The organism is Ravibacter arvi (genome assembly GCF_039540405.1).
GTDB lineage: Bacteria > Bacteroidota > Bacteroidia > Cytophagales > Spirosomataceae > Ravibacter > Ravibacter arvi.
Genome location: NZ_BAABEY010000001.1, coordinates 296565 through 309715, shown reverse-complemented (window position 1 = coordinate 309715; position 13151 = coordinate 296565). Strand labels below are relative to the sequence as shown.

Annotated in this window: 10 protein-coding genes; 6 read left to right on the top strand and 4 right to left on the bottom strand. The window is 51.3% G+C overall.

Features of this window, described 5'->3' with window-relative positions; genetic code table 11:
- Positions 1-173: 173 nt before the first annotated feature.
- The gene (locus ABD852_RS01255; RefSeq protein ID WP_345026170.1) at positions 174-1253 is read right to left on the bottom strand and encodes a FecR family protein; all 1080 of its coding nucleotides are present in this window, start codon (positions 1251-1253) and stop codon (positions 174-176) included.
- Between the two features lie 127 nt (positions 1254-1380).
- Positions 1381-1971 (bottom strand): RNA polymerase sigma factor, encoded by a 591-nt coding sequence (locus tag ABD852_RS01250; RefSeq protein WP_345026169.1) that lies wholly within the window; start codon positions 1969-1971, stop codon positions 1381-1383.
- 547 nt (positions 1972-2518) lie between these two features.
- Between ABD852_RS01250 and ABD852_RS01245 the strand changes: the two genes are divergently transcribed.
- A complete protein-coding gene (locus tag ABD852_RS01245; protein ID WP_345026168.1) occupies positions 2519-2674 on the top strand; it encodes a hypothetical protein in 156 nt (51 codons plus the stop codon).
- A gap of 162 nt (positions 2675-2836) precedes the next feature.
- On the opposite strand, the gene ABD852_RS01240 is transcribed toward ABD852_RS01245, so the two are convergent.
- Entirely contained in the window at positions 2837-5188 is a 2352-nt protein-coding gene (locus tag ABD852_RS01240) for an alpha/beta fold hydrolase (protein ID WP_345026167.1), read from the bottom strand.
- A gap of 149 nt (positions 5189-5337) precedes the next feature.
- On the opposite strand from ABD852_RS01240, the gene ABD852_RS01235 reads away from it, so the two are divergent.
- From ABD852_RS01235 to ABD852_RS01220, 4 genes are all read left to right on the top strand, one after another.
- Complete coding sequence (locus tag ABD852_RS01235) at positions 5338-6759, top strand: APC family permease (protein WP_345026166.1); 1422 nt, start codon at positions 5338-5340, stop codon at positions 6757-6759.
- 116 nt (positions 6760-6875) lie between these two features.
- Positions 6876-7235 carry a DUF4180 domain-containing protein gene (locus ABD852_RS01230; protein ID WP_345026165.1) on the top strand — a complete coding sequence of 120 codons (360 nt, stop codon included), beginning with the start codon at positions 6876-6878 and terminating at the stop codon, positions 7233-7235.
- 88 nt (positions 7236-7323) lie between these two features.
- Complete coding sequence (locus ABD852_RS01225) at positions 7324-9669, top strand: DUF2339 domain-containing protein (RefSeq protein WP_345026164.1); 2346 nt, start codon at positions 7324-7326, stop codon at positions 9667-9669.
- Entirely contained in the window at positions 9653-10882 is a 1230-nt protein-coding gene (locus ABD852_RS01220; RefSeq protein WP_345026163.1) for a DUF3999 family protein, read from the top strand. The genes ABD852_RS01225 and ABD852_RS01220 overlap by 17 nt, the downstream gene beginning before the upstream one ends.
- Positions 10883-10953: 71 nt before the next feature.
- Here ABD852_RS01220 and ABD852_RS01215 read toward each other — a convergent pair whose 3' ends face one another.
- On the bottom strand, positions 10954-11787 hold the full coding sequence (locus tag ABD852_RS01215) for a hypothetical protein (RefSeq protein ID WP_345026162.1): 834 nt from the start codon (positions 11785-11787) through the stop codon (positions 10954-10956).
- 304 nt (positions 11788-12091) lie between these two features.
- Between ABD852_RS01215 and ABD852_RS01210 the strand changes: the two genes are divergently transcribed.
- Positions 12092-12892 carry a ThuA domain-containing protein gene (locus tag ABD852_RS01210; protein WP_345026161.1) on the top strand — a complete coding sequence of 267 codons (801 nt, stop codon included), beginning with the start codon at positions 12092-12094 and terminating at the stop codon, positions 12890-12892.
- Positions 12893-13151: the final 259 nt, after the last annotated feature.

Genomic DNA, 13151 nt, shown 5'->3' with positions numbered 1-13151 from the left:
ATGGTGGGTTGGGTTCAGAAATTTCACAAATCATACTTCCGTCCGGGGCCAACCAGCCGGAAGCCTACCTACGATCGCCGAGAATCAAATGCCGGGAATTCGGGTTTATTGGGGCAGCGGGTGTGTCATAGTCGTCAAAATAGTTTAAAAAGGTTAGTTAAGCGAGTTAGGAATTAGTAAGTACAGCCTTCGGAAGATATAACAATGTCCCCGTCGACTACCTGGTAAGTGGCGTTCAACCCTTTACAAATCAATCTTATTTTTTCGTATAAAGTCTCGTCAGCAACAGCGGCGGTAATCCGACAATCCCGCAGGAGGCTCTCCGGGTAAATGATTTTCACGCCATAATGTGCTTCCAGTGCTTTAAAGACGTCCGATACCGACTTGTCGTCAAATATAAAAAGGCCGGGTTCCGGCGGGCCTCCTGCCGATGCGAGCTCCTCGAGCACCATGGCGCCACTGTTGCGGTTCAGCGTGATTCTTTGATCGGGATGGAGGATTTCTCCTTCAGGGTCTTTCGCTGTTCCCGACACGGCTGCATCGCGCGAACGGAACACCGTTACCCGGCCCGTCTTTACAGCCACTTCAACCTCCGACGCATCGGGAAACGCTTTGATATTAAAACTGGTACCCAGTACTTTCGTCACCAGCTCATTGGTATAAACATAAAAAGGTGCGTCGGGATTGGGCACTACTTCGAAGAAGGCTTCTCCGTCGAGATGCAGCTCTCTTTTTCCGTCCGCGGCAAAAGTACCCGGAGCGAAGCGAACCCGGCTGTCTTTCTTCAAAAGCACAGTACTGCCGTCCGGAAGATCGACCGGGAATACTGCATCTTTTGTGTTGGCAATCTCCTTCCACCCGGCTTCTTCCCTGCCTGCCAAAGGCAGACTGTCTTTACTCGCCGGGCGCTGACGCGATGGGTTCGCCAGCCACAAAAGCCCGAAACCCAATACAACCACCGCGGCCGCCCACCAGCTCCGGCTGCGAATGCTGCGAACGAAACCACCTTTCTCCGCAGAATACTCCAGCTCATCTTCAATTTTGTCCCAGAGCGCTTTCTTCCTGTTTTCCTCAAGCGTCTGTTCAGGAAAACGATCCGAAGCCAGCAATACCATCCTGGCCTGGTACAACGCTGCTTTCCGGTCGGCATGAGCCAGTTCATAGGCACGCCATTCCGGATCCTCGGGTCTTCTCCTGGCGAGTTGGACAAACTCGGGGTCGGTCAAAAAAAAATCTATCTGCGAGCGATCCATATCCGTAAAGGTATCCTTGAAGAACGGCTTCAAAAGTACCAAAGCAAAATCCGCAGAATTTAACTCAGAAGTTCAAAGATTTTTTTTCGCCCTCACACCTCATCCCTCACGCCTCACCTCTCATACCTTACATCTCGCCCCTCACCCCCCAACACAGCACCAGCAGATGCATCACGTGTCGCAACCGGTACAGGGAACGGTGCAGGATGTTTCGCACTGACTGCTCATTCATCTCCATAATCGAGGCGATAGTCGCCAGATCAAAGCCTTCGTAATAGTGAAGCCTGATGGCTTCCAGCTGGCGCGGTGTGAGTTCACGAAGGGCCGCTTCCAGTTCTTTCCACTGGCGGGCTTCCGATTCCTGTGCAATGATCTGCATTTCGGCAGAGGGCTCATTGGGCCATAACGCTTCTTCCCAAGCAGGGATCGGGCTTTCGGCCTTTCCGGAGAGCTTGACAATCTGCCGTCGCAAACACCTGAAAAGATAGTATTTAATAGAAGTAGTGGGCGACAACCTCTCCCGCGACTGCCATAGGACCACGAAAAGGTCCTGGATAGCGTCTTCCACAATTTGCCCGTCTCCCGAAATATGGAAACCATAATTATAGAGGGTACCCGCATAGCGTTCGTAGATCGAAGCAAAAGCAGCCTTGTCGCCAGATTTGAAATGGCTCCACAAGCTTGACTCGTCTGCTATGACTTCAGGATCAAATCTCATTATTCGGTACGTAAGACGCTCCTTTTACTATTGTCGAAAACTCTCCGGGCAATTTTTGAAAAACTACTTCCCTGGCCCGTCACCATGCCGGAAGTCCCCGTAAAAAAGCGGAGAAATACAAACTAACACAACACAATCCTAATACCAAACAAAAGAACAAGATTTCCTGAATTTACCGAACAAATATCCGTCGCCGAGCCAGTCATCCCCTCCGCAGACGGCGTCATCCCGACCACAACGGAAGGATCTCCCACTCCCATCTGACGACGTCATCCCGACCGCAGCGGAGGGATCTCCCACTCCCTGCACCCAACTCCTTTCAAAGGACTTTTACAACAACAGGAGGTCCTTCGGCTCCGCTGCGTTGCGCTCAGGGCGCCCTCCCGGCGGTCTGTAAATTTGCAGTTCAGCTGGGTTCGACATGCTCACCCACCATCCGGACGACATAAGCCGGACATCTGATTACCAGTCACTTTCACCTTGCTCTACAGAATACCGGAATAAACCATTCGTGCATTCTGTACAACAAAGTTACAGATGCCTGATAATGGAACGCATGGCTTCTATTGAATGGGTATCCAAAGATAAGCCTTCGACGAGCTCAGGCACCGTCCGGATGGCGCCTGCCGGACGGCGCCTGAGCTTGTCGAAGGCTGCCTACCGAAGGCTGCCTACCGGAGGCTGCCACCCGGATGGCGGGTGAGTCCGTCGAACCCCTTTAACACAATCTGCCGGATGTCTGATCCTCAACCAGGTCAAAAACCTAAGCGTTGTTTATTTAAATCAAAGCACCAAACGTGCTTCAATGGAATTCCCGGCTAAAATATTAACCCACAATTACTCTAACCCTCTTTCGCACCTCCGGTTATCTCCCCTTCAGCCATTCGAGCACTTTCTCCTGGTTCTCCTTTGAAAACCGGTTGTAATCATCCGGAACAAAAACGGAGAGCTCAGTTTCCTTCCCGTGCGCCGCATACACGCGTCCGGCACGTTCCAGGCAATTTTCCAGATCCGCTCCTGCATTGTCCTTGTCAAAGCGTGGCGTCACGGCCAGCACCGGACGTGGTGCGATCATTGCCAGCACTTCGTCGAAATCAAACGGGGCCCGGGCCTGCAACCCCAACCGCGGCATAAGACCGTGTAGATGCGAGTAATGCCTTAACATTTGCCCGGAGGCAAGCGGGGTAATACCCGAAACGGAAACAGCCCCGGCTATGCGCTCATCCAGGGCTGCCGCCAGGAGGCCGACCGTCCCGCCCAGCGCGTAGCCGCCTACATAGACACGCTTTGGGTCAAGTAAATCCATGCGGGTCAGGGCGTCCACGGCGCCGGTAACATCAGCGACCATTTTACCCATCTTGGACCATTTCGGGTACCGGTCATAAAAACGAGTTCCCTCTTCTATCCGGTTTCCCATGCCGATCATATCATAGGAAAACACAGCGTATCCCTGCGCTACCATTTTCGCAAAAAAGCTGCTGATCTCATGGTCCCGCCCCATAGCGCCGAATCCTTTGGAATAATCGTATTCATGCAGGTAAATCAATACGGGCAGTGGTTTCCGGCCGGGTTGTTTCTCCCAGTCCGCCGGATAGTACAGGCTACCAAACAGGTTGTCGCCGAACCCGTTATAAGGACTTACCGGCATGATTTTCATTCCGGCCGTCTCGTTCGGCCGCTGGATAAAGGTACCAAAACTGTCCTCCCCAACCCCTTTTTTCGCAAGACCGCCCGGTCCTTCGTTGGTCACCCCCGGCGGCATTTCGCCCAGGGTCCATTCCAATCGTTTCCTGATATCCGACCTGCGCGTCTCCCACGTCTTCCCGGAGACAGCTTTTTTCAGATCATCAGTGCCGGGCAGATCTTTCCGCACACCGGCAAACGGCCCTGACCCGGGCTTTTCCAGGGATGCTGCCAGCCACTTGTCAAAGCTGAAAGGATAGTTCAGTCGGTTTTCGGGCTTGTCCTTTGACCGCTTGAACACAAAATCAAAAAAGTCGATATATTCTTCGATGTCCTTGGCACTAACACCATGTTTCCCGTCGCGGGACCGTATGGCCAGGTTGGCGCTTCCGCCCAGGAAGTCGTACACTTTCCGGGTTTCCAGAAAAGCCTGTTCTATTCCCCAGGGATTGCTGGCGCTCTCGTGGATGGCGGTACTCAGCATAAGCCCCCGGGGGGCCACCAGTGCCATCAGCGAGTTTTGGTCTATCGGCAATTGGTCTTCTCTCCCGACGAAATAGCGCAACCGCGGATGGAACCAGGAGGGCTGCGCGCAGGTAAGCAGGGCCAGGTCTTCGATATCGTAAGGATGCGTCGCATAGCGCCAGGGAACTTCCCCGCCCGTACCCGAGCTGCTCGGGCACACCGCAGCTATTCTTTGATCCAGCGCCGCTGCCATCAGCGACATTTTGCCGTTGCGGGAATGGCCGGTAAGCGCAATTTTCATTTTGTCCACAACAGGCAACGTTTCCAGGTAGTCAATAACCCTTGAAGTGCCAAAAGCCCGGCGCATCAGGCGCGAGAAATCGTAATCAGGCCACCAGATCTTTGAATAGGCCTCAGTATCGTCCTTTGAGTCTGCCGCCGCGTACACACATCCTATATAACCGCGCCTGACTGCAATCTGCGCCCATTCGCGGTGGTTCCATTGGGTCAGGAAAACCGGTAGCGGACCTTGCCCGGGGGGGATCATCAGCTCTACGGTCAGCTTTGCCTGCCGGGCCGGTCCAAATGACAATTCTACCGTCCGCAATGTCACCGCACCGTCTTTTCTTTCGCTTAACACCCGGTGAGTGAGGTTTTGCGGGGATGGCGGCGTACTGCCGAGGATGTAGTGCCGTATCTCCTTCTCCATCATGACGCGCTTTTCTTCCCACTGCTTCCGGGTCTTTACAGGTATGTTCTTTCCGCCTTCGTCAATTATCAGGGGGTCCGGCAACGAAACAATATGGGGCAGCTTGTCAAAATCGGGCGGTAATTCTCCTGTCCGCTTTGCCCATTCCGCAAAAGTCACATCTTCCGGCGATACCGGTCCTTTACCGGTTTCATCGGCGGGCAACACCCGCAATACCCAATCCCGAACAGCTTTGCGTCGGGTTGAATCCGGATTTGCGGCCGCCGGACCCGCGGTAACAAGCGCCAACAAAAGAAGAAGCAGGCCGGACCGATACCCGGACCGGCATCCAGCGGCAAACGACCAGGAAAGAAACATCATAAGCAAAAACAGTTTTATTATATACTGTGAAGAACCATTATGCCTTACAGATACTCATCCGGAGCATCAGGCGCCCTGTCAAAAGTTCTTTCCCGCACGGGTACTTTCACAAAACTTTTTTCTACCTTAGGCGCCATAATCCGACTTTTATGGAAGTAAATGCTACTCAAGAAAACGAAATGAGGCGTGAACTGGGGTTACTCGACGGCACGATGCTGGTTGCAGGCTCCATGATCGGTTCAGGTATTTTTATAGTCAGTTCAGATATTGTGCGTAACGTGGGCAGCGCGGGCTGGCTCATTTTCGTCTGGGCAATTACCGGCGCCATTACGCTGGTTGCCGCGCTCAGTTACGGAGAACTTTCCTCCATGTTCCCCAAAGCGGGCGGGCAGTACGTATATCTCAAAGCGGCCTACGGCCGGCTGGTTGCCTTTTTATACGGATGGTCGTTTTTTATGGTGATACAAACAGGCACAATTGCCGCCGTCGGTGTGGCGTTTGCCAAGTTCTCCGCTTACCTCTTCCCCGAAATAGGCGAGAACAATATCATCCTGGCAACCGGGCTCGTCAATATAACCGCGGCACAGCTGCTGGCGATCTCGACCATTGTTTTATTGACGTGGCTGAATACGCGGGGAGTCAAAAACGGGAAAATCGCCCAAACTACTCTCACCATTGTAAAAATCCTTTCGCTCGGCGGCCTGGTAGTGCTGGGACTTACCTCGGGCTTTAACAGCGAAATATGGGAAGCGAACTGGCATGAGGCCTGGACCATGATGAGCTGGAGTGCCCTCACCGAAACAGCAGCCCCGGTTACAGGAACTGCCATTATAGCCGGGTTGGTATCTGCCATGGTAGGCTCCATATTTTCAAGCGACGCCTGGAACAACGTAACGTTCATTGCCGGAGAAATCAGGAACCCCAAACGCAACGTCGGCCTGAGCCTGTTTCTGGGCGTACTGGTCGTAACCATTATCTACCTTTCGGCTAACCTTATGTACCTGGCTACGATGAGCCTGAAAGAGATTGCTTTTGCACCCTCCGACCGGGTGGCAATCGTTGCTGCGCAGAAAATTTTCGGCCCGGTAGGTACTACGGTTATTGCCGTTATGGTGATGATCTCCACCTTCGGCTGCAACAACGGGCTAATCCTTTCCGGCGCACGCGTATATTATACCATGGCCAAAGACGGCCTGTTTTTCAACCGGGCCGGGGAGCTGAACCGGAACGAGGTGCCGGGCTGGGGCCTGTGGGTCCAGTGCGTCTGGGCTTCCATTCTTTGCCTCACAGGACGGTACGGAGACCTGCTTAATTACGTCATATTTGTGGTGCTCATCTTCTACGCGCTTACTATTGGCGCTGTCTTTATCCTCCGGAAGAAATACCCCGGGATGGAACGGCCTTACAAAGCGATCGGCTACCCGGTAGTGCCGTTTTTATACATCATTACCGCAATATCCATTTGCATCGGACTTCTTCTCTACCAACCCACCTACACCTGGCCCGGATTTGTCGTGATTGTACTGGGTATCCCGGTCTTCCTGATCTGGAACAAAGGGCCGAAGCAGTGAGTGGGGGAGGAAGTCGGAAGTCGGAAATCGGTGGTCGGAAGTCGGTGGTTGGAAATCGGAAATTGGAAGTCGGAGATTGGAAATCGGAGGTTGGAAATCGGAAATCGGAAGTTGAATTGGAGTTCAGGACAATTAGCCGGGATGGCGTAACAATAGGCGAGGTTATTTCGGATGAGATACTTTTCAAAACTGTTCCGGAAGGAACTGATTTTGTCGGGAACCTTTATTATGCAGGTTTCGATAACGTTGTTCTGGATGAACGGAACGTTTTTCCTGACTTTTTTGACCTAAAAACCGGGCTGGCGGGCGAAGTGCTGCAGAAGTTCACCAATTTCCGGATACGGGTTGCTATTTTCGGAGATTTCACGAAGTACGGTGGAAAAAGCTGGAAAGACTTCATGCTGGAAAGCAACCAATGGAGACAAATCTCTTTCGCTCCCTCCCGCGAAGCAGCGATTGACGCCCTGCTGAAATAAGTTTCAGTTGATCCGTGGCAAAAGTGTGCGTAGCTTTATTTGCCGTAATAAGCTTTTTCACGATTCCCGGTATAAGTCGCGCGTTTCTATGGACGAAAATCAAGAGCAGGTTGACCGTCTTCAACAACGGTTGGAAGCCCTGACCCGACAGCAAAACGAGTTTGCAAAGGAAATCAGTCAGCTCCGGCGCGACCTCTACGAGCTGAAATCCGGCAGCACACCTGTCCGGCCGCCCGTTCCCGGCGGGCTCTTCGATACGCCGGCTTCAAAATCTGCGCCGGCTGCCTCCCCGGTGCCCGGAACGGGCAGTCCCCGAAAGGGCGTACCGAGACCTTCATTTTTCAAAAAAAAGCCTGGACTCAGATCCAATTTTGAAAGGTTCATCGGTGAAAACCTCATTAACAAAATCGGCATCCTGATTACGGTAATAGGCGTCGGCGTAGGGGCAAAGTATGCCATTGATAACCAATTGATCAGTCCCCTTACGAGGATTATACTGGGATACGTGGTCGGCGCAGGGTTGCTGGGGTTCGCCATCCGGCTCAAGCAAAAGTACGAGAACTACAGTGCCGTTCTCCTCAGCGGAGCCATGGCAATTTTTTACTTTATCACCTTTGCTGCGTACGACTTGTACGGCCTCATTCCGCAGGAAGCAGCATTTGGTCTTATGGTGGTCTTCACCCTATTTACGGTGGTTGCTGCATTGAATTACCAAAAACAGGTAATAGCGGTGTTCGGGCTCGTAGGCGCCTACGCAGTTCCGTTTCTGCTGGGTGACAACAACGGAAGCGCAACGTTCCTCTTCTCCTATATGGTCATTATCAACGTCGGGATTTTGGCCGTCTCGTTGAAAAAATATTGGAAGCTCCTCTACTTCTCCTCCTTCGCTTTTACCTGGCTTATTTACCTGGTCTGGTATTGGACCGATTACCGCACCACCCGCGATTTCAGTCTCGCCCTGTCAATTGCTTCCATCTTTTTTCTTCTGTTCTACCTCGCATTCTTAGGCTACAAACTCATCCGGAAAGAAAATTTCGAAAAGCGGGACATTGTATTGCTGCTGGCAAATTCATTCATTTTTTATGGCATCGGCTACGCCCTGGTCGAGCAGCTGGAGTCGGGCAACCAAGTCCTGGGACTTTACACGCTTGCCCACGCGATTGTCCATTTTCTCGTCAGCCTGGTCATTTTCAAACAAAAACTGGCCGACAAAAACCTGTTTTTCTTTGTTACCGGCCTGGTACTGGTGTTCCTCACGGTAGCTGCCCCTGTTCAGCTCGACGGCAACTGGGTAACCTTACTCTGGATAGGACTTGCTACATTGGTTTTCTGGCTGGGCCGCACCAAAGAGATCCCGTTTTATGAAAAACTCGCCTACCCGCTGATCGTACTGGCTCTGGGCAGCCTGGCCGACGACTGGTCTTCGGCCCCCTACCATTACTACAACGGGCATCCGGAAACCCGGCTGAAGCCGCTTTTCAATATCAACTTCCTGACTTCCGCGCTGTTCGCCGCCGCACTCGGGTGGATCAACTACCTCCACCGTGATACAAGGTACCAACCATCCTTTAGCGGAAAAAAAATGGCAACGGCATTGGTTGATATCTTCCTGCCGGCTTCATTTTTGCTGACTTTGTTTTTCACTTTCCAGGTGGAGATCGCCACTTACTGGAACCAGCTTTACGCCGATTCTGCCGTTACCGTCAGAGCGTCCGACGGGACTTTGTCCAGCCCCGCCCACGACGAAGACCTACGTCGGTTTGAATCGGTCTGGCAGATCTGCTATTGCCTGCTTTTTCTCTCCCTGCTTGCCTTCATCAATCTTACCCGAATCAACAGCCGGTGGCTCGGGATGGTGAACCTGGCCTTACTGGTCGTCGCCATACTGTCTTTCCTGACCGACGGCCTGTATGAGCTGAGCGTGCTCCGAAGCAGTTACCTGGCGCCCGATGATACTTACGAAAAAGGAATGTCCTATCTCTCATTGCGGTACATTTCCTATGTTTTCGCAGGGCTTGCGCTCGCGGCGGCTTACCGGTATTTCAAAAGCCCCCTGATGCCCGGTCGCCTTAAAACCCTACCTTTCGAATTGCTGCTGCATGTATCAGTATTGTGGATCGCCAGCAGTGAACTGATTCACTGGATGGAAATGGCGCGTTCAACCCAATCTGACAAGCTGGGACTAAGCATACTTTGGGGAGTGTATGCGCTGCTCCTGATTTCTCTCGGGATCTACCAAAAGAAGAAGTACCTCCGCATAGGTGCGATCGCACTTTTTGGCGTCACTTTGGTCAAGCTATTTTTCTACGACATCTCCCACCTCGATACTATCGCCAAGACCATTGTACTGGTATCACTTGGTATATTGCTGCTGGTCATCTCGTTTTTATACAATAAATACAAACACCTGATTGCCGATGAAACGGAATCATAAGTCTCTAACTGCGTTCTTACTTCTGATTTCATTTCTTGCCAATGGCCAGACCGGCGCGTACCGGTACCAGCGTGCGCTCAGCGAGCCTTCCGGTCAATGGCACCAGGTCGCGCTCCCCGACGATATCTTTCAAAAAACGCGGGAAGACCTGGCCGACATCCGGATTTTAGGGATCACAGCAAAGGGTGATACCGTAGAAGCCCCTTACCTGCTCCGGACAACGGTTCAAAAGACGACGGATCGCGAAGTTTCATTCACCGTTCTCAATGCAACCAAAGGTGCGGGCGGCTATTACTTTACCTTCGAAGCTCCCACGCGGTCCACTATTAACCAGATCGACCTGAAGTTTCGGCAGAACAACTTCGACTGGACCGTAAAACTGGAAGGCAGTCAGGACCAGCATGAGTGGTTCACGCTTGCAGAGCATTACCCGGTTATGGCCATCAAAAATAACCAGACCGATTTCAAATTTTCAAGCCTGCATTTTCCCGCTGCGAGCTTCAGATATTTCCGGGTCTTTATTGACAGTTCCGAAAAACCTGAACTGGAAAGCGCACACCTGTCTCAACGCCTGAAATCTGCAGCAACCTATAAAACCTATATCACCGGTGCACCTACCATAAAAGAAGACAGGCAACGCAACGAAACCGTTATTGACATTGATCTGAAGACAACTGTGCCCGTCAGTATGATCCGGATTAACGCTGCGGACCAATTTGACTATCATCGGCCGGTCACCATACAAACGGTAACCGACTCCATGCAAACCGGTTCCGGATGGAGAAGGCGTTACGCTACCATTGCCGCCGGGATAATCAGTTCGGCAGACAGTAACGCGATTAATTTCAACAGCACGTTGTCCGGGAAGCTTAGAGTACTCGTACACAACCAAAACAATCCCCCCCTCAATATTCGCACCGTAGAAGTGAAAGGATACGTCTATAACCTGGTGGCACGGTTCACTGAAAAAGCGAGCTACTACCTGGTTTACGGGAACAAAGACGCGCCTGCCCCCGAATATGATCTCCGGTATTTCAGCAATAATATCCCGGTCGAGCCAAGTCTCCTCACAGCCGGTGAAGAAAAGGAAACCGGAGCAGCTCCAGGGTCTCCAGCGCCGCTTTTTGAAAACAAAACCTGGCTTTGGTCAATCATGGCGATCATTATACTGGCACTTGGGTGGTTTTCACTTAAAATGATTCAAAAACGCTGACACGATCGGACGCCTGTTCCAATTACGCGATGAATTGACAATTTACCGAAACAATGGAATGACAAGAAAAGCTAATCGTACTCAAAAACCCCGGTTACCGATTTGCTGTACTGAGGCATTTTCGGAACAGTAATTGTAGACTTTATCTTATTAAGACGCCTGTTGCTGATCTCACAAATATGCTCATCTATTTTATCAATATATGCCGCTTCGTTCCCGATTTGTACGGTACGTACAATCCTTAGCGGGTATTTCTTCATCCGGGTCATCACCGGCAGATTAAAAACGGTATAGTTCTCATACAACCCTACTTCTATAAAAATCAAAGGATTAAAATCCACCGGAGCGGAATATTGCTCGATAGTATGGGTAACAATCGAATTATCTCCGGTGGTTGTCGCTTTCATCAGATCGCCCGAAGAACTGTACTCGTACACAGTTTCCGTTTTAAGGTTTGTACCGGCTTCGTTAATGACAAAATACCTGAGCTTCGCCAATTGCCCGTTGCTTTTGTAGTCAAATTCCATTTTATAGCCGCCAGCGGACGTAGCCTGCCTGGGACTGTTTATAAAATGGCTGATCCTGCCGTCGGCATAATAATAGGTGTTTTTATTTCGCGACTCATCTTCGTACATCGACTTTACCCGCTTCCCCTCCCACTCAATTACGGTGGAACCGGCTACATTCCGAAAGCTGTACCTAATCCGGCTGAGCGTACTGTCCGCGTCATATAGCATAGAAGCCCGAAGCCCGTTATCCCACTGTATGGCACGGACCATCTCCCCGTAATTCACAGCGTTATCTCCCGGCGTGAGAGGACCTGGTTGCCCTTCGTTTTTCCGGCATGACTGTAAAAAAGATAACAGCCCGCAAAAAAATACCAGAAGCATAATATTTCTTTTCATACCGTTCTATTCGATCAGGTTGATTTCTTCATGTGTGCTTCGCCTCATTCCATCCCCACGGTACAGTTTGTTTTCTTTCAAAGATAGGCGTGCAGGTGAACTTTCGACCGACAATTCGACAGGCTGCTTTATTTGCTGTCAAACGGGTAAAATCCCTGACGAACTGTATACGGAATTGCCGGTAGGTCTTCAGTAAAAAGTTTCAGATGCTGCCGGTTGGCTGGTAAGCCGGGGAAAGAAAGAGCCCTTCGGTGCAAACGAAGAGATTGCATTAACTTTACCGTTTTAAACCCAGGAAAAAAAAATGAAAATCACTTTCCATTCTATTATAGGCCCGCTATGCCTGGCCGTTATCCTTAATTTGTTCTGCGGCCTGCCGGCCCGGAGCCAGTCGCACCCCAAGATTCCGCATGTCGTTTTCCTGATTTCTGACGACCCGATAAATTACAGTGCAGAAATCACCATACCCGCTTTCGCTGACAGTTTACAGAAGTCCGGGTTATTCAAAACCACGGTACTGAAAGGGCATGGCGAACATGAAAGCTATGGATTTAAAGGCTTGGAAGTACTCAATAAAGCAGATGTCCTGGTTGTTTTCTTTCGACGCTCGGCGTTGTCACACCGGCAGATGGACCAGGTTAAGTCCTATATCAAATCCGGAAGGTCAGTGGTAGGGATCAGGTCTGCCGATCACAGTTTTTCAGTAAGAGGAAAACCGGCCGCAGCCGGGTATGAGGGCTGGTGGGGTTTCGTTCCCGACATACTCGGGCATGAATATAAGGGTCACGACGCCGATGAGCTGGGTACCGTTATCAGCGTGAACCCTTCAAGCGCCGCACACCCTATACTGCAGGGGATTTCGCTGGCAAAAGAGTGGAAGAGCCGGGGCGGCACCTACCGGGTAAGTCCCCTGATAGATCCGAAATCCGTAGTTCTTTTGGAGGGGAGCAACCCCAATTTAAAGGAACCCGTGGCCTGGACGCGGACAAATGATTACGGCGGGAAGGTTTTCTACACGTCCTTAGGGCACCCCACTGATTTCGCAGAGCAGCGGTTCAGGCTATTGTTTGCAAACGCCTTGAAATGGGCGGGAAGCAAAATGTAAAGGTCTTTCTTCCGACAGTTCACGGGATGGTTGCCGCTTTATTGCGCCCAACCAAAAAAAACCGGCAGAATAACACTGCCGGTTTTTTACAACTACACGAACCACAATTAAAGCTTGTCTCCGTTGTGAGATCCCGTTTCGGAAAATATCAGAACCTGATCAAGCCATTGTCTCTTTTAAGCCCGCGAACGGGCGGCTTAACGCGTAGGTATCGCCATCCTTTCGCTGCTGCTGATCTATTGTTTGTTAATCACCTGTC